Here is a 24,372-nt window from a genome sequence, read left to right on the forward strand (position 1 = left end):
CACCAGCGACCCGTCGGTCAACAGCTGTTCCCGAACGGCCCGTTGACGTGGGTCACGCCGAACGGGTAAGGGGGCGGCGCCGGGCGCGCGGGGACTCTCTCATCCGGCTTTCACCGTCGCCTCGTACGGTGGGGGCATGACGCAGGTGACTCCTCCCGGGTGGTATCCCGACCCCGGGCAGACGCAAGACGGACCGGCCACCGAGCGCTGGTGGGACGGCGCGGCCTGGACGGACCGCATCCGGCCGGCCGCCCGTGCCGCCGCAGCGGACGAGGCCGCCGCCTGGGTTCCGCCGGGGCCGGGTGCCGAGGCCGCCGCGGGGTATCCCCCCTACCCGGCGTACCCGGCCGCGCCGCCGTCCGGGCGGGGGCGCGGGGTGCGCACCGGGATAGCCGTCGTGGTGGCCGCCGCCGTGCTGGCGAGCCTCGGTGTCGGCGTGTACGCGCTGACCGACGACGGCGGGGGCCGGACCACCGCCACCTCGCAGCAGCGCGGACAGGACGGCGACCGGGGCGCGCCGGACGAGGGCGCCCCGGACGGCCCCGAGGGCGACGAGCCCGGGGCCGACGGCGACGAGCCGCCGCGGGTCGAGAGCGGGTCGGTGACCGACGCGCTGAGCGGGATCAGCCTGCCCGTCCCCGAGGGTTGGTACGGCGATTGGCTCCAGGTGGGCGCGGCGGTGACGTCGAAGGACACCTACGACTGCCCCGGCGACACGTCGAGCACCTGCACGAAGGGCGGGGCGTACTCGGCGCCGGCCGTGGCGCTGGGCACCCGTGGTTCCAGCGCCGAGGAGGTCGCCAAGGCGGACATCGCGGCGAACGCCGAGGAGAGCTACGGCGGCGACTCCTACGGGCGGATCGCCTCGCACGACGTCCTCGACTCCAAGGCGGTGACGGTGGCCGGGCAGCAGGGGTACCTGGTCCGCTGGAAGGCGGTCACCAGCAAGGGCTCGGACGGCTACGTGCAGTCCCTCGCCTTCCCGTCCCCGGCGAGCCCGCGGCAGATCGTGGTGGTGCGTTTCGGCGTCGACACCGACCAGGGGCAGACGGTCCTCGACGAGATCACCGAGGGCATCGCGGTGTCGAAGGGCGGCGGCAACGGTCAGGACGTCTGACCGGCCCTCACGACGACGGCCGGGTGGGGCACCCCTCCGCTCAAGAGGTGTCCCACCCGGCCGGGTGGCGCCGCCCCCGTCCCCACGGTGCGGCGCGTCTCGGGCCTCCGTCCGGTCGTCCCCTTGACCGGCGGGGCCCGGGTCTCATTCCAGCCCGAGGGCCGGCAGCACGGCGGCCTCCACGAAGCGCACCACGTACTCCGGGTCGGCGTTGCGGCCCTCCAGCATGGGCCGGACCCGCAGCACCCCGAAGATCTGCGCCGGGATGTACTCCAGCGCCGCGTTGTCCGCGGCGACCTCGCCGCGCTCCACCCCGCGCCCGAGGATCTCCCGGAGCGCGGCGATCTCCGGGTCGACCAGCGCCTCCCGCAGCGCCTGCGCCAGCTCCCGGTCCTGGACGACCGCGTGGCCGAGGGCCTGGAGCAGCGTGGCGTCCTTCGGTGACCACTCCCCCGCGCGGCGGGCCGCCTCCCGCAGGTCCCCGGCGAGGCTGCCGGTGTCGATCCGCGCGAACCGCGCCTGCCGGCTGGAGCGCAGGGCGGCGGCGACGAACTGCGGCTTGGTCCGCCACTGCCGGTAGAGCGTCGACTTGCTGCAGCGTGTGCTGGCGGCGACGCCCTCCATGGTGACCGCGTCGTAGCCGCACTCGCGGATCTGGTTCAGCACGGCGTCGAAGAACTCCCGCTCACGCTCGGGCGTGATCTTGGAGCGGCGCGAGGTTCCGACCGGTCCGGGTCGGTCCGCGTCCTGCGACGTCATCGGCTGCCTCTCCTTCGACGGAATGTGTCGTGCCTCGAGTGTGTCGTACGTCGGGGTGTGTCGTACGCAATCGAAACACGAGTGTACCGGTACGCGAACGTATCGGTACACTGGCGTATCGGTACTGAGCCGTATCGGTACGTTCGCGTCTCGATATGATCAGCACCGATGAGCTGGACCCGGTCCCCGAGTCAGCAGCTCCGACTGCACCAGACCGCACCACCGTCAGCGAAGGGGCCGGGGGAATGCACGCGCGCGAGGAGTCCGAACCGCCGGAACCGGGTACCCGCGGGCGCCCGCCCGTGGTCCGTGAACTGCTGCTGGTGGCGGGGCTGTTCCTCGTCTACAAGCTCGGCCGGCAGCTGACGGCCGGCCACACCGCCGAGGCCTTCCGCAACGGCCGTGAGGTCTGGGACCTGGAGCGCGCGCTGGGCCTGCCCGGCGAGGGAGCCGTCCAGTCCCCGCTGCTGCACGGCGACACCCTCGCGCAGATCGCGAACACCTACTACGCGGCCGTGCACTTCCCCGCCACGGTGGCCTTCCTGGTGTGGCTCTACCTGCGCCGACCCGGCCACTACGTCTGGGCCCGGCGGGTGCTGGCGGCGCTCACCGCGGCGGCGCTGGTGCTGCACCTGGCCTATCCGCTGGCTCCGCCGCGGATGCTCCCGGCCACCGGTCTCGTGGACACCGCGCGGCTGTACGGACCGTCGGTCTACGGCCCGCCGAGCGCCGACCAGGTGTCGAACCAGTTCGCCGCGATGCCCTCGCTGCACTTCGGCTGGGCGCTGATGGTGGCCGTCGGACTGATCGTCGCCACCCGGTCGGTGTGGCGGTGGCTGTGGCTGCTGCACCCGCTGCTGACCCTGCTGGTGATCGTGGGCACCGCCAACCACTTCTGGCTGGACGCGCTCGCGGCGGCGGCGCTGCTGGGCCTCGCCCTCGCGGTGCTGCGCCGCCCGCGGCCCGCCCTCGCCGCGACCCGGATCCTGCCCCGCCGGCCGGTACGCCGCCACTCCCTGGTGGGGGCGGGCCGATGAGCGCCCTGCTGGTGGCGGTCCTGCTGTCCCTCGTCTCTGCCGTCGCCTACGCCGTCGCCGCCGTGGCCCAGGCCCGGCTGGCCTCGCGCAGCTCCGGCGCCGGCGCCTTGCGGCTGCTGGGCAGCGGCGCCTGGTGGGGCGCGGTCACGCTGAACACCCTGGCCGCACTGCTGCACGTCGTCGCCCTCAAGTACGGCCCGCTGACCGTGGTGCAGCCGCTCGGCGCGCTCACCCTGGTCGCGGCGGTGCCGCTGGGGGCGCGGATGGCGGGGCGGCGGGTGAGCGTCGCGGAGTGGCGGGGCACGGCCCTCACCCTGGCCGGACTCGCGGCGATCCTGGCCACGGCGTCCGGCCCGGCGCCCGACGGCGTGCTGAGCGTGCCGGAGGCGCTGGCCGTCGCGGGCGGTACGGCGTCGCTGATCGGCCTGCTGTCCTGGCCCGGCGCCCGGCCCGGCCTGCGTCACGCGACCGCGTCCGGCATCGCCTCGGGGGTCGCGTCCGCGCTGACGCAGACGGTGACGGTCGCGGTGACCGACCGGACCGGCCCGCTCCTCGACGTCCGCGTGGTCGGCGTGGCCCTGCTGGTGGCCGTGTTCGCGGCGGGCGGCCTGCTGCTCGCGCAGACCGCCTACCGGGGCGGCCTCGGAGCGCCGCTCGCGGTGGTGACCCTGGCCAACCCGCTTGCGGCGGCGGTCATCGGCCTCGGCCTCCTCGGCGAGCACCTGCGCGGCGGCGCGACGGGCATCCTCCTGGGTCTGACCGGAGCGGGGTTCGCCTCGTGGGGAGTGGTGGTGCTGTCCCGTGTGACCCAGGAGCCGGCGGGGGCGGCCGAGACGGCTGCCGCTGACACGGCGGGCCCGCGGACGGCGGTTGCGGCAGGTGCGCGGACGGCGGCCCTGGCCGACTCGCGGGAGACGGCTGCCCTGGCCGACTCGCGGGAGACGGCGGCCGGGCGGACGGGAGCGGTCGGCCCGGTGGACGTGCGGGAGCGGGAGTCGGCAGGAGCGCGGGTCGGTGCAGCGGTGGGGTCGCAGGCGCGCGGACTCGTAGGCACGAACGCGGCCGACTCCACGGCGGTTCCTACGGCGCAGTCGGCGGCAGCGTGGGCCGCCGCAGCAGTGCGCGCGCAGGCGGAGGACCACGCAGGACGGCACGCGGCCGACTTCACGCCCCGGAAGGCGACGGAGTCGGCGGGAGCGCGGGCCGCAGCGGGGCCATCGCACGCGGAGGTGCGCGCGGCAGCGAACGCGGCCCACGCCCTGGCCGAGTCGGCCGGAGTGCGGGGTGCCCCGGCCGGGCCATCGCACACGGAGAGCCGGGCGGCAACGAACCCGGCCCGCTCACTCGCCGAACCGGCGCAAGAGACGGCACGAGTCCAGGCCGCCACAGCGAGGCCGTCGCACGCGGCGGACCGCGCGGGGACGAACGCGGCCCACGCCCCGGCCCAGCAGGCGACGGAGTCGGCGGGAGTGTCGGCCGTTGAAGCGGGGCGGGCGCGGGCGTCGGATGTTGGGGGAGCCGGGGCGGCGGCGGTTGCGGTGGGCGCGCGGGCGTCCGAGCCGGTGCCGGCGCGGGCGTCGGGGGCCGTGGGAACGGATGCCGCCGGCTCCGTCTCCGTGCGGCGGGCGCGGGAGTCGGCGGCCGATGCCGCCGGCGGGACGGGACGACGGTTCCCGCGTCGGCGGGTCGCGTGGCCCTCGGGACGCGCGGCCACCGCCCCTGTGGTCGGTCCGGCCGGTGATCTGCCCGCCCCGGGCGACCCGGCACCGTCCTCCCCCGAGCCGGCCGAAGGCAGGGTCCGTAAGCGGGACCGCCGTCGGCTGCGGGGCGGGCGGCGGATGCGGCACGCGTGCCGGGGGCGGGACGCCGGGCGGCGCCGGGCCGCCTGAAGGATGGGACGGCAGGCTCAACCGGCGTCAGCCGAACCTGCGCGTCGGCTCCGCCGCCTCCTGACGGACGTACGCCGACCCGTCCATGATCGGCACCGCCGCGCCGGCCGCCTCCGTGCCCCGGCACCGGGCACGGTGCCTGCGGGCGATGCCGTCCAGGTCGAGGTGGCGGCCGAACGCGGGGTGCGCGGTCAGCCGCCGGGCGTAGGCCCACAGGCGCGGGTGTTGGGTGATCCGGAGCACCGCCGCCGCGTCGAGGTGGTGACGGTGCACGGTGTCCAGTTGCACCAGCGTCACCCACAGCCGGACGTCGGCGAGCGTGACGTCGTCGCCGAGGACGTACCGCCGGGAGGCGAGCCGCAGCTCCAGCACGTCCAGCGCCCGTAGCAGCGTGGCCGACGCGGTGTCGCGCTCCGCCCGGTCGCCGCCGTGCAGGCCGGCCCGCCGGGCGGTCGCGTCGACGCCCCGCTCGCAGAGCCGTTCGACGGCCGCCAGGGCCTCGTCGGTGCCCCGCGGGTACAGCGCGGATCCGTGATCGCCGAACCGCCGGGCCAGGTCGCGCAGGATGTCGGGCGCGTGGGTGCTGACGATCGTGCCGGTCCAGTTGTCGTGGAGGACCGGCGCCAAGGCCGGGCCCGGGTACAGGTGCGCACCGGCCTCGTACAGCGGGCGCAGCGCCCGGTGTCCGCCGTCGGCCGCGTCGGGCACGGCGGGCAGCAGCGTCACGGGAAGGGCGTCGCCGAGGCCGAGCAGGCCGTGCGTGACCGCGATCTGCAGACCGTGCGGACAGGCGGGTGAGAGGTGGAGCCGGTAGCGGTACGGGGCGGCGTAGTACCCGCTGTGCGGGTCGTCGCCGATCCGGCCGCGGAACGGCGGCACGGCGGTCGGGGATGTGGCGGACATGCGTCTCCCAGGGTGCTCGGTGACGGGGCGTACGGGCGTGGCGTGGCGCACGCGGGGGCCGTCGGGCCCGGCCGGGATGCGGTGTCGGGGCGTAGGGGCGGGAAGGGCGCGAGGAGAGGGAGGGCTCAGCGGCGCGCGGGGACGGTGTCGTCCGGGGCTCCCGTCGCGCCGCACACCCGCACGAGGTCGATGTGGCGACGGGACGTCAGCAGGGGCAGCTGCCGGAGGGCGAGACGCACGGTGTCCCCGCCGAGGTCCGGAGCAGCTTGACCCATCGCGTTCCCTACCGATTCACTAGGATTCCCGTACAGGAGTCTCTGGGCGGACACCGCCCGCGTCAAGGGGGCCGAAGGCCCCCGCACCCGACGTCTCAACACGCGAGAGGGGCGCGGGGGCCCGTCACCGGGAAGGCGCGTGCCGCGCGCGGGTCAGACCACGGTCACCTCGTGCCGTACCACCGCGTCGAACAGGTAGCCCTCGGTGTTGAACACGGAGACGTCCGGCTGGGTGCGGCCGGCCGTGTCGGTGGCGCGGGCCAGCAGCTGGGTCCTCCCCCGGGTGCGGGGCTTCCAGTCGACGGACCACCGCGTCCAGGTGTCGGGACGCGGCCGTTCGTCCAGCCGGGCCGGCCGCCAGCTCGCCCCGCCGTCGGTACTGACGTCGACCCGCGCGACGGGACCGGCGCCCGACCACGAGCGGCCGCGCAGCACCTGGCTGCGGCCCGCCGGGAACGTGGCGCCGCTCGCCAGTTCGAAGGCGCTCTTGAGGGTCTGCCGGGTCAGCGGCGCGCTGCCGCCCTCGGGATGGGCGGGCCCGAACAGCCGGTAGAAGGTGGTGTTCCAGGGCGAGAAGAGCGGCTGCCGGGACACCTCGATGTCGCCGACCCACTTGATCGACGCGATCCCCACCCAGGAGGGCACCAGCACCCGCACCGGGTGGCCGTGGTCCGGCGGCAGCGGCTCGCCGTTCATCTCGTAGGCGAGCAGGACGTCGTGCAGCGCCTTGGACAGCGGCAGCGGCCGGCGCACCCGGCCGAGGTTCTCCCCGCCGCTGACGTACTCGGCGTCCAGTCCGCGCGGCTGCACGTCCACGGCGTACGGCGACAGGCCCGCCCGGCGCAGGACGGTCGACAGGGGAACGCCCCGCCAGCGGGCGACACCGATCGCGCCCTGTGTCCAGGCCGTGCCGCCGACCGTCTCACCCTGCTGGGTGGTGTAGCCGCTGCGTCCGTTGCCGGCGCATTCGACGAACGCGGTGCGGGTGACGGACGGCAGCTTGCGCAGGTCGTCGTACCCGAACTCGGTCGCCCTGTCCTCGGCGGGGCCGCCGCGCAGCCCGCTCCCCCACAGTCGCAGCCGCCAGTCGTGCGCCCGAAGGGCGGGCGTGGCCGTGTGGTTGCGTACGAAGAACAGGTCGTTGGGGGTGTGGTGGCCGGTTCCGCGCAGGGCCTCCCAGCGGGTCTCGGCGTTGGTGCCGCGGCGGACGAACTTCTCGGGCGGCAGCGGTTTGACGATGGTGTCGCCGTCGGCGGCGTGGGCCGGTGCGGACAGGGGCATCGCGCCGGCGGCACCGGTGGCGGCGAGCAGGGTGAGCAGACGGCGTCGGCTCACCCCGTCCGCCCTCGCCTCCCCGGCGAGCCACTGGCGCAGCCGGTGCCGGTCGTAGGCGGTTTCGTCGGGGTGGGAGGAAGACGCGGCGGATGAGGGCATGGCGGGGTCCTCGTCGTCGTAGGGCCGGGAAGTGACGGGGTGTGGCGGGCCGGAGCAGCGGGAGACGCCCGCCCGGTCCGGCGGACCGGCGGGAGCAGGCGTCCGCCAAGCCGGCGGAACGGCGGGAACAGTGGGAGCGGGAGGCGCGCCGGGTCAGCCGGGGAGCCGACAGAGTGCCGAGGCCACGCGGACCAGGTCCACGGTGCGGCGGCGCGTCAGGGGCTCCAGCGGCGGCATGACGGGATGCAAGCACGCACCGTTCGGGAGTGTCAACGGACCGTCAGATCCGCTCGGCCGCCGCGCGAGCCTGCCATGCGGTCCAGGGAGCGACCCCGCGTGCTCAGCATGCGAGACGTTCCCTTGTTTTCCTACAGACTTAGTAGGGAAAGCTTGACGGTGTCCTCGGGGGGTGCGCAGCATGAGGACCATGTCCCTCACACAGCTACGACTCGTACGTCGTCGGCATGTCGACTTCGGTCACGTCGTCAGCGCCGCCTGCTGTCGCGCATAAGGCACGGCCCGCACCACCGCCCGTGCACTCCGGCCCACTCCTCCCCGGCCGCACGCACCACCCCCGCGTCCACCGGGGACCCGACACCTTCTCCGAGGGACCACCACCATGACCACGGCTCTTACGCACCCGACCGCCCCGCTCCGTGCCTCGCTGCCCGACGCGCGCCACCTCCACCTGGTGGCCGACGCCGTGCGGGAGGGCGGCGAGGACCCCCAGTCCGCCCCGCTCGTCGGCTACCTCCTGCTGGTCCCCCGGGGCACCGACCCCACCGAACTCTTCGTCAAGGACCGGCCGCGGCCGGAGTTCCGTCTGGTGGCCGCCGACGACGCGGCACCCGTGCGGCAGCCGGCCGACGACGCCGTCCGCGTCGACACCGCGCGCCGCGTCGCCGAGGTCGACGGACGCGAACTCGACCTGACGTACCTGGAGTTCGAGCTGCTGGCGCACCTGGTGCGGCGCCCCCACCTGGTGCAGTCGCGCGAGCGGCTGGTCGCGGCCGTCTGGGGCTACGACCACGTCGGCGACGGTCGGACGGTGGACGTCCACGTCGCGCGGCTGCGCCGCAAGCTGGGCGCGGCGCACCGGCGCCGCATCGTCACCGTACGGAGCATCGGCTACAAGTACGTCCCCGATCAGCAGGAAAGCCCCCACGCCGCATCCCGCGGCCGATCCTGAGGAGAGCACCGCCATGTGCCCTGCCGCCGCGCCGACCCGCCCCGCACCCCCGGCCGAACCCGCCCCGACCGGACGGGCGCACTGGCTGCGCGTGGCGCGCGAGGCGGCGGACGACCTGGCCACGGACACCGTGGTCAGGGAACAGGCAGGCAAGGCACCCCTCGACGAGGTGTCCCGGCTGCGCGAGGCGGGGCTGCTGACCCTGTCGGCGCCGGCCGGTCCGGGCGGGGACGGCGCGGACTGGGCCACGGCGTACGCGGTCGTCCGGGAGATCTCCACGGCCGACGGCGCCATAGGCCGGCTCCTCGGCTCGCACTACTTCCTGTCGTGGAGCGCCCGGTTCTTCGCGGACCCCGAGGCGGCCCTGCGGACGGCGGAGCGGTCCGCGGCCGAACAGTGGTGCTGGGGCGGCGGGTTCGCCCCGCAGGAGCCGCCGCTGACGCTGTCCCGGACGTCCCGGGGCCTCGTGCTCGGCGGCCGTCAGAGCTACCCGACCGGGGTGCTGGTGGCCGACCGCGTCGCCGTGCGGGCGGTGCGCGGGGACACGGGCGAGCCGTTGGCCGTCGTGGTGGACCCGGCCCGCCCGGGTGTCGTGGTCGACGCGACCGGCGACACCTTCGGGCAGCGGCTCGCGGCCGGCGGCAGCGTGGAGTTCGACGACGTGCCGGTGGGCGGCGACGACATCCTCGGCTCGCTGTCCGCGGACGAGGACCACCTGGTCCCCCGGGCCGCCCTGGCCGCGCCCGTCGGCCGGCTCTTCTCCGTGCAGTTGCTGCTCGGCATGGCCGAAGGGGTTCTGGCGGAGGTGCGTGAGTACAGCAGGGCCGGCCACCGGCCCTGGCAGCCCGTCCCGTCGGCCGGTTCGCCCGACGACCCGCAGGTACTGACCGCGTACGGCGAGCTCACCGTCCTCACCCGCTCCGCGTCCGCGCTGTGCGACCAGGCGCTGGACGCCGTACGGCACGGGCTGGAGCGCGGCGAGGAGCTGACCTACGACGAGTACGCGGACGTGTCCGCACTGGTGTCCATGGCCGAGACCGCGGCCTCCCGGGCGGCGCAGGAGTCGACCACCCGCGCGCTGGACATCATCGGTCCGCGCTCCGCGTCCGCCCGGCTGGGCTTCGACCGCTTCTGGCGCAACGCCCGCACGCATACGCTGTACGAGCCGGTCGCCCACCGGCTGCGCGACGTCGGGGACTACTTCCTCAACGGCGCCCACCCTCCGTTCGTGCTGCCCGCCTGACCCTCCGGGGTGAGCCGGGGGCCCTGCTCCAGGACGACTCGTGAACTGGTCCACCGGACTCGCCGGGCTGGCCGCGGGCCTGGTCATCTCGGTGATGACCACGCCGGCCGGCGTGTCGGGCGCGGTGTTCCTGCTGCCGGTGCAGTTGAGCGTGCTCGGCGTGCCGAGTCCGGCGGTCACCCCCACCAATCTGCTGTTCAACGTGGTGGCCGGGCCGGGGGCGCTGCTGCGGCATCACCGCGCGGGGCTGCTGCGCGACCCGCTGACGCGCCGTCTGGTGAGCGGCACCCTGCCCGGTGTGGCGGCCGGCGCAGCCGTACGGGTGTTCGCGGTCCCGGGGGCCACCGTGTTCCGGCTGCTGATCGCCGTGCTGCTGGTGCCGCTGGGGTTCTGGCTCGTGCGGCGCACCCTTCGCCCCTCCCGCCCGGTGGAGGACGTAGAGCCCTCGCCGCGGACGGTGACCGGACTGGCCCTGGTGGTCGGGGTGATCGGCGGGATCTACGGCATCGGCGGCGGCTCACTGCTCGGGCCTCTGCTGGTGGGGCGGGGCATGTCCGTGGCGCGGGTGGCGCCGGCCGCGCTGGCCTCGACGTTCGTCACCTCCGTGGCCGGCGCCGCCGTCTTCGCGCTGCTGTCCCTGGCCGGCACGGGCGACGTGGCGCCGGACTGGTACCTCGGCCTGGCCTGCGGGCTCGGGGGCCTGGCCGGCGGGTACCTGGGGGCCGTGCTGCAGCCGCGGCTGCCCGAGACGGGGCTGCGCCTGCTGCTGGGCGGGCTGGCCACCGCCGTGGGCACCCTCTACGCCGTGCAGGCGCTCGGCTGATCCCCGGCGCCGCACGCGACGGACGGCGGGTGGAGTGCGGCGGACCGCGGGTGGAGTGCGACGCACCGCGGGTGGAGTGCGGCGGAGGCCGTACGGGATAATGGCCGCATGCGGATCTCAGCCAGGGCGGACTACGCGGTACGTGCCGCGCTGCAACTCGCGTCGTCCGGGGGCGACGGGCCGCTCAAGGCCGAGGCGATCGCCGACGCGCAGGAGATCCCGCACAAGTTCCTCGAGAGCATCCTGAACGACATGCGCCGGGGCGGCCTCGTGGTCAGCCAGCGCGGCGGCAACGGCGGGTACCGGCTGGCGAAGCCCGCGGAGTCGATCAGCATCGCCGACGTCATCCGGGTCGTGGAGGGGCCGCTGGTCTCCGTGCGCGGTGTCCGTCCGCCGGAGCTGTCCTACTCGGGTCCCGCCGAATCGCTGCTCCCGCTGTGGATCGCGCTGCGGTCCAATGTGCGCCAGATTCTGGAAGGCGTGTCCCTCGCCGATGTGGCGTCCGCACAACTTCCCGCCGGGGTCGCAGAGTTGGCGGACGCTCCCACGGCCTGGGTGAACCCCTGATTCAGCCGCCCGACCAGGCGTTTCTCACCATGTGAGAGAGCGGCGTCCATCATATGAGCTGCCTCTTGGGGTGGGGGCTGCTTTCTGCCACGATCCCTATCAGCCAGGTAGGAAAACTAGGGTTCCGCAGGGGGAGGCCATGACCACGCGTGCGTACGCCGTCGTCACGCTGCTCCTGCTGACCTCCCGCCGCCACATCGACTTCGGCCGCACGTCCAGCGCCATCTGTCGGCCGGCCTGAGGCCGCACCGGTAGCGCATCCGCGACCGGCTCCACCACTCCCTCCCCGCACCCGCGCACCGAACCCGCGGCCGCCTCCCTCCGTCCGGAGGCCGGCCCGACGGTCGCGCGGGCGCACGCCCCTGGGCTCACGCCCGTACGCCGGCGACGTCCCGATCCTTCTTCCTCCGAGAGGACACCTCTGTGTCTGCCGCACGACCGCTCACCCTCCTGCGCACCGTCGCCGCCACAGCGGCCCTCCCGCTCCTGCTCACCGCCTGCGGCTACGGATCCGACGCCGCCGACGACGCCCCGAAGGCGGAGGTCGCGGCCGGCGCCGAGAAGCTGTCCGCCTCCGAGGTGAAGATCGGCTACTTCCCCAACCTCACGCACGCCACCGCCCTGGTCGGCGTCCAGGAGGGCCTGCTCCAGAAGGAGCTGGGCGGCACCAAGATCAAGGCGAGCACGTTCAACGCCGGGCCGTCCGAGATCGAGGCGCTGAACGCCGGGTCCATCGACATCGGCTGGATCGGCCCCTCACCGTCCATCAACGGCTACACCAAGTCCCAGGGCAAGAACCTGCGCATCATCAGCGGTTCCGCGTCCGGCGGCGTGAAGCTCGTGGTGAACCCGGACAAGATCAAGACCCTGGACGACCTCAAGGGCAGGAAGATCGCCACCCCGCAGCTCGGCAACACCCAGGACGTGGCGTTCCTGCACTGGATCGCCGAGAAGGGCTGGAAGGTCGACGCGCAGAGCGGCAAGGGTGACGTCTCCGTCGTCCGCAGCGACAACAAGATCACCCCGGACGCCTACAGGTCCGGCTCCATCGACGGCGCCTGGGTGCCCGAGCCCACCGCGTCCAAGCTCGTCGCGGACGGCGCGACGGTGCTGCTCGACGAGTCCGACATCTGGCCGGACAAGAGGTTCGTGATCACCAACATCATCGTGTCCCAGACGTTCCTGAAGGAGCACCCGGACGTCGTCGAGGCCGTGCTGCGCGGCTCGGTGAAGACCAACGAGTGGATCAACGCCGACCCGGACCGGGCCAAGGCCTCCGCGAACAAGGCGCTGGAGAAGCTGTCCGGCAAGGCCCTGCCGGCCGAGGTGATCGACCCGGCGTGGAAGTCCATCGCCTTCCTCGACGACCCTCTGGCGTCGACCCTCGACGCCCAGGCGGAGCACGCGGTGTCGGCCGGTCTGCTGGAGAAGCCCGACCTGAAGGGCATCTACGACCTCGCGCCGCTGAACAAGGTCCTCAAGACCGAGGGCAGGCCCGCGGTCGACGACGCCGGGCTCGGCGTCCGCTGACGACCGCGCACCCGACGAGACCCCAGGAGGTGACGACCATGGCCACCACGATGGCCGGGACGGCCGAGGACACCAAGGCGGCGCGGTACGCCGCACGGGTCGAGCACGTCTCGAAGTCCTTTCCCGCACCGGGCGCGCCCGGCGGACGGCAGCTCGTGCTGGACGACATCACCCTCGATGTCGCCCCCGGCGAGTTCGTCACCCTCCTGGGTGCCTCCGGCTGCGGCAAGTCCACCCTGCTCAACCTGGTCGCGGGACTGGACCGGCCGTCCGCCGGCACCATCGGCACCGACGGCAGGCCGGCCCTGATGTTCCAGGAGCACGCCCTGTTCCCGTGGCTGACCGCGGGCAAGAACATCGAACTCGCCCTGAAACTGCGCGGGGTGGGCAAGCCGGAGCGCCGCCAGGAGGCGGAGCGGCTGCTGGAGCTGGTGCGCCTGAAGGACGCGCACGGCAAACGGGTGCACGAGCTGTCCGGCGGTATGCGTCAGCGCGTGGCGCTGGCCCGCGCGCTCGCCCAGGACAGCCGGCTGCTGCTGATGGACGAGCCGTTCGCCGCGCTCGACGCCATCACCCGGGACGTCCTGCACGACGAACTCACCCGGATCTGGCGCGAGACGGGCCTGTCGGTGCTGTTCGTGACCCACAACGTGCGCGAGGCGGTGCGGCTCGCCCAGCGCGTGGTGCTGCTGTCGTCGCGGCCGGGCCGCATCGCCCGGCAGTGGACGGTGGACCTGCCGCAGCCGCGCCGCCTCGAGGACGGCGCCGTCGCCGAGCTGTCCGCCGAGATCACCGAAGAACTGCGTGGGGAGATCCGCCGCCATGGCCAGCACTGAGAAGACCGGCCTCACCAAGGACGCCGCCGCACCCCAGGACCCGGACGACCTCGCGGGTCTCGAGGCCGGTCTCGACGCGCTGGACTCCGCGCGGACCGTCCGCACCCCGCTGCGCCAGACCCTGCTCCGCAAGGTCCTGCCGCCGGTCACCGCCGTCCTCCTGGTACTGGTGGTGTGGCAGGTCCTGGTGTGGGCGGAGGTCGCGCCCGCGTACAAGCTCGCCTCCCCGTCCGACGTGTGGGCCGAGCTGCGCACCGCCTGGCTGCAGGGGAAGCTGCTGGACTACATCTGGACGTCCGTCTCACGCGGCCTGCTCGGCTTCCTGCTGGCGCTGGCCATCGGCACCCCGCTCGGGCTGCTGGTGGCCCGGGTGAGTTTCGTCCGGGCGGCCATCGGCCCGGTCCTGTCGGGGCTGCAGTCGCTGCCCTCGGTCGCCTGGGTGCCGCCGGCGGTGATCTGGCTGGGCCTGAACGACTCGATGATGTTCGCCGTCATCCTGCTCGGCGCCGTCCCGTCCATCGCCAACGGCCTGGTGGCGGGCATCGACCAGATCCCGCCGCTGTTCCTGCGCGCCGGTCGCACCCTGGGCGCGACCGGGCTGCGTGGGGCCCGGTACATCGTGATGCCCGCCGCGCTCCCCGGCTACCTGGCCGGACTCAAGCAGGGCTGGGCGTTCTCCTGGCGCTCGCTGATGGCCGCCGAGATCATCGCCTCCTCCCCCGATCTCGGCGTAGGCCTCGGTCAATTGCTGGAGAACGGGCGCAACAACAGCAGCATGCCGCAGGTGTTCCTGGCCATCCTGCTGATCCTGCTCGTCGGCATCACCATCGACCTGCTGATCTTCAGCCCGCTGGAGCGGCGGGTGCTGCGCGGGCGGGGGCTGCTGGTCGGCCGCTGACCCCGCCCGCTTCCCAGGCGTCAGGACCCGTAGACCTCCACCTCGCCGAACTGGGCGGCCGGCCAGCCGGTGTTGCCGGTGACGTGCAGCCGCAGGTGGCGCAGCGTGCCGTCGACCGGGACGGTCACCGTGTTGCCGGTCGCCGGGTCGAAGCGGTGCTCGCGCGCGGCGGCCAGCGTCGTGTACGCGGAGCCGTCGGTGCTGCCCTGCACGGACAGGGTCTGGGTGCGGGCCTGCCACGCGGCCTGCGGCGGCAGCTTCAGCACCACCCGGCGCACGGTCCGGGCGGCGCCTAGGTCGATCGTCAGGGACTGCGGGAAGGCGTGGTTGGCCGACTCCCAGTACGTGTCCGAATCCCCGTCGACCGCCTTTCCGGGGGTGTACACGTCCTGGGAGCCGGTGGCGGTCGCCGGGCGGCCCAGGGCGAGGTTGCGGTCCGGGTCGGGCTGGGGGTTCTGCTCGCCGGGCCGCGGCCAGCTCGCGCAGTCCGACCAGGTGCTGCTCCAGCCGGAGTTGCCGCCGCCGTCGGTGACGGTGAAGGTGCCGGAACCGGCCGGGTAGGGGCAGTTGTAGATCCCGGCCGAGCCGACGCCGGTCGCGGTGACGTTCCGGAACGTGGCCGCGCCCTGCGTCTCCGCCTGCACGACGACGGTCCCCACCCGGTTCACGGTGGCGCCGTCGACGGTGATGTTCCGCGCCGCGAGGCCGCGTCCGCCGCCGGAGACGAACTCGAAGGCGCTGTACGGGCTGTCGGTGATCGTGGTGTTCGTGATCCGTACCTGGGCGTCGATGGCGCTGTCGTAGGAGTCGACGCGCAGGGCGCCCATCGGGTGGCTCCAGTTGGGGTTCATCGCGCCCGTGCGCACCAGGGTGTTGCCGTCGACGGTGATGGTGCCGGACAGCGGGTGGAACGGGTCGAGGAACTTCTGGTTGGAGATCGCGATGCCGCTGCCGAGGGCGTTGGTGTCGGAGATGAGGTTGTCGCGGACGGTGATGTCGGTGCCGCCGTAGACCGCGATGCCGTTGGCGAGGTTCGGCTGGGTGATCGTGTTGTTCTCGAAGCTGCTGTCGACGTCCGGCGCGTTGAGCGACCACATGGCGAGGGCGTCGTCGCCCTGGTTGCGCAGGAAGTTGTTGCGGACCTTCACCCCGCGGGCGTTGCCGTTGAGGTTGAGGCCGTCGGCGGTCATGTCGAGGAAGCGGTTGTTCTCGACAACCAGGTTGTCGTTGTTCCCGGTCAGCCAGAGGCCCACCTTGAGGTGTTGGAGCCACATGCCGGAGACGGTGGAGTTCGGGCCGAGCGAGCCGTTGACGAAGTTGTCGGGGCTGGAGTCGACGCGTTCGGTGACCTCGCCGATGACCGCGAAGTCCTTGATGTGGACGTTCCCGGCCGAGGAGCCCTGGTCGACGAAGCGGGAGGTGCGCACGACCGAGTGCCAGTGGCCGGCGCCCTGGAGGGAGACGTTCTGGACGCCGCTCAGGGAGGAGGTCAGCCGGTACTCGCCCGGCGGGATCCACACGGTCCCGCCCTGCGCGGCGGCGACGGCCTCACGGAACGCCTGGGTGGAGTCGCCCTGCCCGGTCGGGTCGGCGCCCTTGTCGGTCACGGAGACGGATCCGGCGGGGCGGGAGGCGGCGCCGGGTGCCTGCTCGAAGTCGGCCACGTCCACGGTGACAGGAACGTTCGTGGCCTGGAAGGCGACGGTGTCGCCGGCCCGGACGTCCCGGCCGAGCAGCATCCGCGCGTTGGCGTAGAGGTGGTGGGTGCGGGCGCCCGGGATCCAGGGGGTGTCCACGTAGCTGTACTTGGAGGTGACCGGCAGGGTCCGGTCGAGCCGCTGCCCGTTGACGTACACGTCCAGCGAGCCGGACTGGCCGTCGGGGACGCTGTACGCGACGGTGACGGCGTTGGCGGCGCGCGGCACGGTGAACTCCACGCGCCGGCCCGCGTTCAGGCGCACCGCCTGCCGCCCGGACGCCTCGGAGGCGAGGGTGCCCTGGGTGTGGTCCGGGCCGATGCGGCTTCCGGTGTGGGTGGCGGACTCGGCCTCGACGGAGGTGAACGGGAGAGTGGCGCCGGCGGCGGCGTGGGCGGGCGCGGAGGCGACGGCGACGAGCAGCCCGGCGGCGAGGGCGACGGCCGTGGCCGCCGCCGGCACGCTTCTGACGGTGGGGGTGATCATGGTGCTGGTCCCTTCGTGGTGGGGGCGGGGAACAGGCGGGGCGCGGCTCAGGCGCGCAGCCAGACCGCGGTGTCGCGGGGCAGCCTCCCGGCGGTGTCGAGCGGGCCGCTGGCCAGGAGCAGCGCGGTGTGGGCGGGCAGGCCGACGGACCGGCCGGAGAGGTTGACGACGCACAGGGCGCCGGAGCGGGCGAAGGCGAGCACGCCGTCCGGTGCGGGGAGCCAGGTCAGGGGCGCGTCGCCGAACCCGGGCCGCAGGCGGACCGCCTCGCGGTAGAGGCTGAGCATGGAGCCGGGGTCGTGGGCCTGCCGGTCGGCCGCGTACGCGGGCCAGCCGGCGGGCTGCGGCAGCCAGGGCTCGCCGCCGAACCCGGCGTGCGGGGCGTCGGAGGTCCAGGGCAGCGGCACCCTGCATCCGTCGCGTCCGGGGTCGGTGCCGCCGGAGCGCGCGTGCATGGGGTCCTCGATGCGGTCGAGCGGGATGTCGGCCTCGGGCAGCCCCAGTTCCTCGCCCTGGTAGACGTAGACCGCGCCGGGCAGGGCGAGGGACAGCAGGGCGGCCGCCCGGGCGCGGCGGGTGCCCAGGGCCAGGTCGGTGGGGGTGCCGAAGGCTTTGGTGGCGAAGTCGAATCCGGTGTCGGCGCGGCCGTAGCGGGTGACGGTGCGGGTGACGTCGTGGTTGCACAGCACCCAGGTGGCGGGGGCGCCGATCGGGGCGTGCTCGGCCAGCGTCTCGTCGATGGAGGCGCGCAGCCGGGCGGCGTCCCAGGGGCAGGTCATGAAGGAGAAGTTGAACGCGGTGTGCAGTTCGTCGGGGCGCAGGTAGCGGGCGAAGCGTTCGGTGTCGGGGAGCCAGACCTCGCCGACGAAGACGGCCCCGTACTCGTCGGCGACGGCCCGCCAGGCGCGGTAGACGTCGTGGAGTTCGTCGCGGTCGACGTAGGGGTGCGGGTCGTGGCCCTCGGTGAAGTCGGGCAGCTCGGGGTCCTTGGCCAGCAGGGCCGCGGAGTCGATGCGGACGCCGGCGACGCCCCGCTCGAACCAGAAGCGCAGGATGTCCTCGTGCTCCTGGCGGACGGCGGGGTGCGCCCAGTTGAGGTCGGGTTGCTCGGGGGCGAACAGGTGCAGGTACCAGTCGCCGTCGGGCAGCCTGGTCCAGGCGGGGCCGCCGAACTCGGACTGCCAGTCGTTGGGCGGGAGTTCGCCGTGCTCGCCTCGGCCGGGGCGGAAGTGGAACAGTTCCCGTTCGGGGCCGCCCGCGAGGGCCGCGCGGAACCAGGGGTGCTGGTCGGAGACGTGGTTGGGGACGACGTCGACGATGGTGCGGATGCCCAGTTCCCGTGCCTCGGCGATGAGTTTCTCCGCCTCGGCCAGGGTGCCGAAGGCGGGGTCGATCGCGCGGTAGTCGGCGACGTCGTAGCCGCCGTCCTTCATCGGGGACCGGTACCAGGGGTTGAACCACAGCGCGTCGACGCCCAGTTCGGCGAGGTACGGCAGGCGGGCGCGGACGCCGGCCAGGTCGCCGGTGCCGTCGCCGTCACCGTCGGCGAAGCTGCGGACGTACACCTGGTAGATGACGGCGGACCGCCACCAGGCGTCGGCGGTGGCAGGGGTGGGCTGTCCCACGTGGGTGCCTTTCTCTTCTGTGGACGGGGGTGCGGCGTCAGCCCTTGGTGCTGCCCGCGCTGATCCCGGCGATGATGTGCCGCTGGAAGACGAGGAACAGCGCGACCATGGGGATGCTGGCGATCACCATCGCGGCGATCAGCACGGTCAGCTGGATGTTCTGCGACAGCTGCACCAGGGCCACGCTGATGGGCTGCTTGCCGGTGTCGGAGAACACCATCAGCGGCCACAGGAAGTCCTGCCAGACGGCGACCAGCGCGAAGATCGACACCACGCCGAGCACCGGGCGGGACATGGGCAGCACGATCGACCACAGGGTGCGCAGCTTGCCCGCGCCGTCGATCTCGGCGGCCTCCAGGACGTCCCTGGGCAGTTGGTCGAAGAACCGCTTGAGCAGGTACAGGTTGAAGGCGTTGGCGACGGCCGGCAGCCAGATGGCGAGCGGGTCGTTGAGCAGGCCGAGGTCCGCGACGGTCAGGTACTTCGGGACGACCAGGGCCTGGGCGGGGACCATCAGCGTGGCGAGGATGCCGCCGAGGATCAGGGTGCCGAAGGCGGGGCGGAGCTTGGACAGGGCGTAGGCGGCGGCCGTGCAGAACACCAGCTGGAAGATCCAGGCGCCCGCCGCCTGCACCACCGTGTTCCACAGGTGCGTGGGCAGCTGCATCAGCTCCCAGGCGTCCGCGTACCCGGCGGTGCTCCAGCTCTCCGGGACGAGGGTGGGAGGGGTGCGGGCCACCTCGTCCGGTGACTTCGTCGCGCCGGTCGCCATCCAGTACACGGGGAACAGGAACGCCAGCGCGAACAGCAGGACGACTCCGGTGAAGACGGTCCAGTAGACGGCCCTGCCGCGCGGGCGGGCCAGGACCGCCGGGGAGACCAGGGTGCGGGTGCCGCCGTTCATACGGCCTCCTCTCCGGAGCGGGTGAGGCGGAGGTAGACGGCGGAGAACGCGCCGAGCAGGGCGAGCAGCATCACGCTGAGCGCGCAGGCGCCGCCGAAGTCGTTGTAGAGGAAGGCGTACTTGTAGATGAGGTAGAGGACGGTGACGGTGGCGTTCTCCGGGCCGCCTCCGGTGATCACGAACGGTTCGGTGAACACCTGCATGGTGGCGATGATCTGCAGCAGCATCAGCATGAGGATCACGAACCGGGTCTGCGGGACCGTGACGTGCCGGACGCGTTGGAGCAGGTTCGCGCCGTCGAGTTCGGCGGCCTCGTACAGCTCACCGGGGATGGACTGGAGCGCGGCGAGGTAGATGAGCACGGTGCCGCCCATGTTGGCCCAGGTGGCGACGATCACCAGGGACACCAGGGCCGTGTCGGCGCCGTTGGACCAGTTCGAGGTGGGCAGGTGCAGGAAGCGCAGCGCCTCGTTGGCGAGGCCGGCGCCCGGGTCGTAGAACCACTTCCACAGCAGGGCGCTCACCACGGGCGGGATCATGACCGGCAGGTAGACGACGACCCGGAAGAACGCCTTGGCGTGCCGGAGTTCGTTGAGCACGAGGGCGAGCACGAAGGGGATCGCGAAGCCGATCAGCAGGGCGAGCACGGTGAAGGTGAGCGTGTTGCGCCAGGCGGCGGCGAACTCGGGGTCCCGCCAGACGCGGGTGAAGTTGTCGGTGCCGACCCATTCGGGGTCGGAGCCGGGCGTGTACTTCTGGAAGGCGATCACGACGGCGCGGATCGCGGGGTACCAGGAGAACAGCGCGAAGCAGATCAGTCCGCCGAGGAGGAAGCCGTACGCGCGCAGGTGGTCGGTGAGGCGGCGCCGTCTCCGATCCCCTGCCGGGGACGGCGCCTTCACCGGCCGGACCCGCACGGCGGACGGCCGTTCGACCGTCTTCGTCACCGGTCAGCTCCGTGCCAGGATGCCGTCGATCTTGCCGGTGGCGTCCTTGAGCAGCTGGTCGATGTCCGCGTCCTCCTTGGTGAGGACGGCGGAGACCACGCCGTCGAGGACGGAGTAGAGCTGCTGGGCGTGCGGCGGCTCGATCTTCATCGCCAGCTTCTGGTTGCCGTCCAGGAAGGCCTGGTAGTTCTCCACCGGGACGTTGGCGTTGGCCTTCTTGGCCTGCTGGTCCTCGGCGTCGGCGGCGCCGGTGAACAGACGGGGTTCGGGCAGGCCGACGGGGGCGTCGTTCTGCCTGGCGCGGGCGTAGTCGCCGAGGAAGCCGTCACCGGGGGTGAGGAACATGTGGTCGAGCCACTTGAGGCCGGCCCTGATCTGCTCCGGGGTTGCCTTCTTGCTGAACATGTAGCCGTCGCCGCCGACGAGGGTGGCCCTGCCGCCGGGCATGGGGGCGATGGCGATGTCCTTGTACTCGGCGCCCTTCTCCTTGACGAGGATCGGGATGTTGTCGGGGGCGGCGAGGTACATGCCGAGCTTGCCGGAACCCATCATCTGCTGGGCGTCGTTGATGACGAGCAGTTGCTTGCTGCCCATCGACTCGTCCGTCCACCGCATGTCGTGGAGGGTCTGGAGCACGGCGCGGCCCTCGGAAGTGTCGATGGTTGCCTTGGTGCCGTCCTCGTTCACCACGGCGCCGCCCTGGGAGTAGAGCTCGGCGGTGAAATGCCAGCCGCCCTGGTTCTGGGCGCTGTAGTCGGCGTAGCCGACGGTGCCGTCGCCCAGCGCGGCGATCCTCTTCGCGGCGGAGCGGACCTCGTCCCAGGTGGCGGGCGGGTCGTCGGGGTCGAGGCCTGCCTTCTCGAACAGGGCGCGGTTGTAGATCAGGCCCATCGAGTAGCCGGTGCGCGGGATGCCGTAGATCTTGCCGTCGACGGTGTAGATGTCGCGCAGTTGCTGCTGGATGGTGTCGTAGCTCTTCAACTCCGCGACGTACGGGGTGAGATCGGCGGCCTGGTTGATGTCGACGACGTGCCGGGCGTCGGTGAAGTACGTGTAGAAGACGTCCTCCATCTGCCCGCCGGCGAGCTTGGCGTCGAAGGTCTTGGGGTCCTGGCAGGGGAACGCGTCGTGCGGGACGACGTCGATGTCCGGGTTCTTCTTCTCGAAGGCGGCGACGTCCTCCTCGAAGAACTGGCGGTCGACCTTGGCGCTCTTGGGCGGCATGCAGTTGACGGTGATGCGGGTCTTGCCGTCGGCGGCTTCGTCGCCGCCGGAGCCGCAGGCCGTCAGCGTGAGCGCGCCGACGCTCAGCGCGACGAGGGTACGGCGGATCCCGGTGCTTCTCATCGGTGGACCCCTTAAGGGACAGGAGCGAGTGAACCCCTCGGAACAGGAGCGGTGGGCGGGGCACACTCAAGCACCGACGACATCGGTCCGCAATATGTCGCGCAGAATTTGAAATTATTCGACAGCTGAAGCCGGCTCAGGTTCGGGGCGCCTGGGCGGTCGAGCCGCGCACCACCAACTCCGGTTCGAACAGAAGCTCTTCGGGGGCCACCGTGCTGCCGCTGATCTGTGCGTTCAGCAGTTCCACCACCGCCCTGCCCATCGCCTCGATGGGCTGCCGGACCGTGGTGAGCGGGGGTTCGGTGCAGTTCATCAGGGCGGAGTCGTCGTAGCCGACGACGGAGATCTGCCCGGGCACGTCGAGTCCCTTGCGCCGCGCGGCGCGTACGACTCCGAGGGCGAGGGGGTCACTGGCGCAGATGAAGCCGGTGACGCCCCGGTCGATGAGCCGGGTGGCGGCGGCATGGCCGCCCTCGATGGAGAACATGGCGCGGGCGACGTGCTCCTCGGGCACCTCGCCGGCCACCGCCCGTGCGGCCGCCAGCTTGCGCGCCGAGGGCACGTGGTCGCCGGGGCCGAGCACCAGGCCGATGCGCTCGTGCCCGAGCGAGGCGAGGTGGCGCCAGGCCTGCTCCACCGCCACCGCGTCGTCGCAGGACACGGCGGGGAAGCCGAGGTGCTCGATGGCCGCGTTGACGAGGACGACAGGGATGTTGCGCTCGGCGAGCTGCCGGTAGTGGTCGTGCGGCGCGTCGGCCTGGGCGTAGAGACCACCGGCGAACACCACGCCGGACACCTGCTGTTGCAGCAGCAGGGTGACGTAGTCCGCCTCGGAGACCCCGCCCCGGGTCTGGGTGCACAGCACAGGGGTGAGGCCGAGCTGGGCCAGCGCGCCGCCGATGACCTCGGCGAACGCGGGGAAGATCGGGTTCTGCAGCTCGGGCAGCACGAGGCCGACCAGCCGGGCGCGCTCGCCGCGCAGCTGGGTCGGGCGCTCGTAGCCGAGCACGTCGAGGGCGGAGAGCACCGCCTGCCGGGTGGCCTCGGAGACTCCCGGTTTGCCGTTGAGCACCCGGCTGACCGTGGCCTCGCTGACCCCGACCTTCTTCGCCACCACAGCAAGTCGTCGCGTCATGCCCGCAAGCGTAGCGCAAGATATGCAAGCTGCTTGCATAATCGCGCAAACTTCCGCGTCAGGGTGCTGCCCACAGTCCTCGCACCTGCCCGAGGTGGCGGGTCATCACCTCCCGCGCGCCCTCGGTGTCGCGGGCGAGCAGTGCGTCGAGCAGGTCGAGGTGCTCCTCCGCCGACGCCCGCAGCCTCCCCTGTTCCGCCGGCGCGGTCAGTCCGTACAGCCGGGAGCGGCGGCGCAGGTCGCGGACCACCTCGACGAGGTGGCCGTTGCCGGCGAGCGCCAGCAGGCCGAGGTGGAAGCGCCGGTCGGCGTCGACGTACGCGACGAGGTCGCCGGCCGCGGCGGCGACGATCTCCTCGGCGAGCGGCCGGAGTTCGCCGAGCGCGACCGGGTCGGCCGTGCCGGCCGGCGCGGCCGTCGTGGGGATCTCGACGAGGGCGTGCACGTGGGTGTACTCGTCCAGCTGCCGTTCGGAGACAGCGGTGACCCGGTACCTCTTGTAGGGCACCACGTCGACCAGCCCCTCCTTGGCGAGGTCGAGCAGCGCCTCGGGCACGGGGGTGGCGGAGACGCCGAAGCGGGCCGCGAGCCCCGGCGCCGAGTACACCTCGCCGGGGCGCAGTTCACCGGCGATCAGCGCGGCCCGCAGGGCGCCCGCGACCCGCTCGCGGTAGCTGGGCCCGCGTCCGCCGAGCGCGGGCAGGGCGGGACCGCCGGCGGTCACAGGACGAACCCCGCCGGGAACGGGTCCCGCGGGTCCAGCAGGTACTGGGCGGTGCCGGTGATCCAGGCGCGTCCGGTGAAGCTGGGCAGCACGGCGGGGCGTCCGGCCACCTCGGTGGTGCCGAGCAGGCGGCCGGTGAAGCGGGTGCCGATGAAGGACTCGTTGACGAACTCGGTGTGCATGGGCAGTTCGCCGCGGGCGTGCAGCTGGGCCATGCGGGCGCTGGTCCCGGTGCCGCACGGCGAGCGGTCGAACCAGCCGGGGTGGATGACCATGGCGTGCCGGGAGTGCCGGGCGGTGGAGCCGGGCGCGGTCACCTGGACGTGGTGGCAACCGTGGATGGACGGGTCCTCCGGGTGGACGGGCTCCCCCTCGGCGTTGATCGCCTCCATGAGGGACAGCCCGGCGGCCAGGACGTCGTCCTTGCGGGAACGCTCGAAGGGCAGCCCGAACCGCTCCAGCGGCAGGATGGCGTAGAAGTTCCCGCCGTACGCCAGGTCGTACGTCACCGTCCGCCCGTCGGGCAGGGTGGCCTCGCGGTCCAGGGCGACGGCGAAGGACGGCACGTTGCGCAGGGTGACGGCGGTGGCGGAGCCGTCCTCGACCTCCACCTCGGCGACGACGAGCCCGGCGGGGGTGTCCAGGCGGATGGTGGTGACCGGCTCGACGACCTCGACCATGCCCGTCTCGACCAGGACGGTCGCCACGCCGATGGTGCCGTGGCCGCACATCGGGAGGTAGCCGGACACCTCGATGTAGAGGACGCCCCAGTCGCAGTCGGGGCGGGTCGGCGGCTGGAGGATCGCGCCGCTCATCGCCGCGTGCCCGCGCGGTTCGTTCATCAGCAACTGCTTGACCTGGTCGCGGTGTTCGCGGAACCACAGGCGCCGTTCGTTCATCGTCGCACCGGGAACGGTGCCGATGCCTCCGGTGATCACCCGGGTCGGCATGCCCTCGGTGTGCGAGTCGACGGCGTGCAGGACGAGTGTGCTGCGCATCCCGTGCCC

Annotated in this window: 22 protein-coding genes and 1 pseudogene; 11 read left to right on the plus strand and 12 right to left on the minus strand. The window is 73.1% G+C overall.

Going from position 1 to position 24,372, the window contains the following annotated elements:
• Positions 1-136: 136 nt before the first annotated feature.
• A complete protein-coding gene (locus tag B100_RS0130365) occupies positions 137-1,117 on the plus strand; it encodes a DUF2510 domain-containing protein (RefSeq protein WP_024888145.1) in 981 nt (326 codons plus the stop codon).
• Positions 1,118-1,261: 144 nt separating this feature from the next.
• On the opposite strand, the gene B100_RS0130370 is transcribed toward B100_RS0130365, so the two are convergent.
• The gene (locus tag B100_RS0130370; RefSeq protein WP_024888146.1) at positions 1,262-1,876 is read right to left on the minus strand and encodes a TetR/AcrR family transcriptional regulator; all 615 of its coding nucleotides are present in this window, start codon (positions 1,874-1,876) and stop codon (positions 1,262-1,264) included.
• A 245-nt stretch (positions 1,877-2,121) separates the two neighbouring features.
• On the opposite strand from B100_RS0130370, the gene B100_RS0130375 reads away from it, so the two are divergent.
• The gene (locus tag B100_RS0130375) at positions 2,122-2,913 is read left to right on the plus strand and encodes a phosphatase PAP2 family protein (protein WP_024888147.1); all 792 of its coding nucleotides are present in this window, start codon (positions 2,122-2,124) and stop codon (positions 2,911-2,913) included.
• A pseudogene (locus B100_RS34470) lies at positions 2,910-3,723 on the plus strand (DMT family protein); the annotation flags it as partial. The gene B100_RS0130375 and the pseudogene B100_RS34470, both read left to right, overlap by 4 nt.
• Positions 3,724-4,829: 1,106 nt before the next feature.
• Here the strand turns inward: B100_RS34470 and B100_RS0130385 are convergent.
• The 3 genes from B100_RS0130385 to B100_RS0130395 all read right to left on the minus strand — a co-directional run bounded on the left by B100_RS0130385 (position 4,830) and on the right by B100_RS0130395 (position 7,414).
• Complete coding sequence (locus B100_RS0130385; protein WP_024888149.1) at positions 4,830-5,705, minus strand: glutathione S-transferase C-terminal domain-containing protein; 876 nt, start codon at positions 5,703-5,705, stop codon at positions 4,830-4,832.
• 125 nt (positions 5,706-5,830) lie between these two features.
• Positions 5,831-5,980 (minus strand): putative leader peptide, encoded by a 150-nt coding sequence (locus B100_RS37370; protein WP_199785305.1) that lies wholly within the window; start codon positions 5,978-5,980, stop codon positions 5,831-5,833.
• A gap of 153 nt (positions 5,981-6,133) precedes the next feature.
• The gene (locus B100_RS0130395) at positions 6,134-7,414 is read right to left on the minus strand and encodes a sulfite oxidase (RefSeq protein ID WP_024888150.1); all 1,281 of its coding nucleotides are present in this window, start codon (positions 7,412-7,414) and stop codon (positions 6,134-6,136) included.
• Between the two features lie 619 nt (positions 7,415-8,033).
• Here B100_RS0130395 and B100_RS0130400 point away from each other — a divergent pair.
• The 8 genes from B100_RS0130400 (at position 8,034) to B100_RS0130435 (ending at position 14,500) form a co-directional block, all read left to right on the plus strand.
• Positions 8,034-8,603, plus strand: coding sequence for a winged helix-turn-helix domain-containing protein (locus tag B100_RS0130400; protein WP_024888151.1), 570 nt, complete (start codon positions 8,034-8,036; stop codon positions 8,601-8,603).
• Between the two features lie 13 nt (positions 8,604-8,616).
• Positions 8,617-9,846 (plus strand): acyl-CoA dehydrogenase family protein, encoded by a 1,230-nt coding sequence (locus tag B100_RS0130405; RefSeq protein WP_024888152.1) that lies wholly within the window; start codon positions 8,617-8,619, stop codon positions 9,844-9,846.
• 40 nt (positions 9,847-9,886) lie between these two features.
• Positions 9,887-10,669 carry a sulfite exporter TauE/SafE family protein gene (locus B100_RS0130410; RefSeq protein WP_024888153.1) on the plus strand — a complete coding sequence of 261 codons (783 nt, stop codon included), beginning with the start codon at positions 9,887-9,889 and terminating at the stop codon, positions 10,667-10,669.
• 108 nt (positions 10,670-10,777) lie between these two features.
• Positions 10,778-11,236 (plus strand): RrF2 family transcriptional regulator, encoded by a 459-nt coding sequence (locus tag B100_RS0130415; RefSeq protein WP_024888154.1) that lies wholly within the window; start codon positions 10,778-10,780, stop codon positions 11,234-11,236.
• A gap of 139 nt (positions 11,237-11,375) precedes the next feature.
• A complete protein-coding gene (locus B100_RS37815; RefSeq protein ID WP_486585736.1) occupies positions 11,376-11,477 on the plus strand; it encodes a putative leader peptide in 102 nt (33 codons plus the stop codon).
• Between the two features lie 182 nt (positions 11,478-11,659).
• Positions 11,660-12,766: an aliphatic sulfonate ABC transporter substrate-binding protein gene (locus B100_RS0130425; protein WP_024888155.1), complete on the plus strand. Its 1,107-nt coding sequence runs from the start codon at positions 11,660-11,662 to the stop codon at positions 12,764-12,766.
• A 38-nt stretch (positions 12,767-12,804) separates the two neighbouring features.
• Positions 12,805-13,602, plus strand: a complete 798-nt coding sequence (locus tag B100_RS0130430) for an ABC transporter ATP-binding protein (RefSeq protein WP_024888156.1) — start codon at positions 12,805-12,807, stop codon at positions 13,600-13,602.
• Positions 13,589-14,500, plus strand: a complete 912-nt coding sequence (locus tag B100_RS0130435) for an ABC transporter permease (protein ID WP_024888157.1) — start codon at positions 13,589-13,591, stop codon at positions 14,498-14,500. Before B100_RS0130430 ends, B100_RS0130435 begins: the two co-directional genes overlap by 14 nt.
• A gap of 20 nt (positions 14,501-14,520) precedes the next feature.
• Here the strand turns inward: B100_RS0130435 and B100_RS0130440 are convergent, their stop codons facing one another.
• The 8 genes from B100_RS0130440 to B100_RS0130475 all read right to left on the minus strand — a co-directional run bounded on the left by B100_RS0130440 (position 14,521) and on the right by B100_RS0130475 (position 24,363).
• Positions 14,521-16,683: a discoidin domain-containing protein gene (locus tag B100_RS0130440; protein ID WP_024888158.1), complete on the minus strand. Its 2,163-nt coding sequence runs from the start codon at positions 16,681-16,683 to the stop codon at positions 14,521-14,523.
• Between the two features lie 47 nt (positions 16,684-16,730).
• A complete protein-coding gene (locus B100_RS0130445; protein ID WP_024888159.1) occupies positions 16,731-18,308 on the minus strand; it encodes a glycoside hydrolase family 13 protein in 1,578 nt (525 codons plus the stop codon).
• 37 nt (positions 18,309-18,345) lie between these two features.
• The gene (locus tag B100_RS0130450; protein ID WP_024888160.1) at positions 18,346-19,212 is read right to left on the minus strand and encodes a carbohydrate ABC transporter permease; all 867 of its coding nucleotides are present in this window, start codon (positions 19,210-19,212) and stop codon (positions 18,346-18,348) included.
• Positions 19,209-20,159 carry a carbohydrate ABC transporter permease gene (locus B100_RS0130455; protein WP_024888161.1) on the minus strand — a complete coding sequence of 317 codons (951 nt, stop codon included), beginning with the start codon at positions 20,157-20,159 and terminating at the stop codon, positions 19,209-19,211. The genes B100_RS0130450 and B100_RS0130455 overlap by 4 nt, the downstream gene beginning before the upstream one ends.
• Positions 20,160-20,162: 3 nt before the next feature.
• A complete protein-coding gene (locus B100_RS0130460; RefSeq protein ID WP_024888162.1) occupies positions 20,163-21,506 on the minus strand; it encodes an ABC transporter substrate-binding protein in 1,344 nt (447 codons plus the stop codon).
• A gap of 136 nt (positions 21,507-21,642) precedes the next feature.
• Complete coding sequence (locus tag B100_RS0130465) at positions 21,643-22,641, minus strand: LacI family DNA-binding transcriptional regulator (RefSeq protein WP_199785306.1); 999 nt, start codon at positions 22,639-22,641, stop codon at positions 21,643-21,645.
• 58 nt (positions 22,642-22,699) lie between these two features.
• Positions 22,700-23,365: a GntR family transcriptional regulator gene (locus B100_RS0130470; RefSeq protein WP_024888164.1), complete on the minus strand. Its 666-nt coding sequence runs from the start codon at positions 23,363-23,365 to the stop codon at positions 22,700-22,702.
• Complete coding sequence (locus B100_RS0130475; RefSeq protein WP_024888165.1) at positions 23,362-24,363, minus strand: proline racemase family protein; 1,002 nt, start codon at positions 24,361-24,363, stop codon at positions 23,362-23,364. The genes B100_RS0130470 and B100_RS0130475 overlap by 4 nt, the downstream gene beginning before the upstream one ends.
• Positions 24,364-24,372 lie beyond the last annotated feature (9 nt).

This window comes from Streptomyces sp. CNH189 (genome assembly GCF_000527195.1).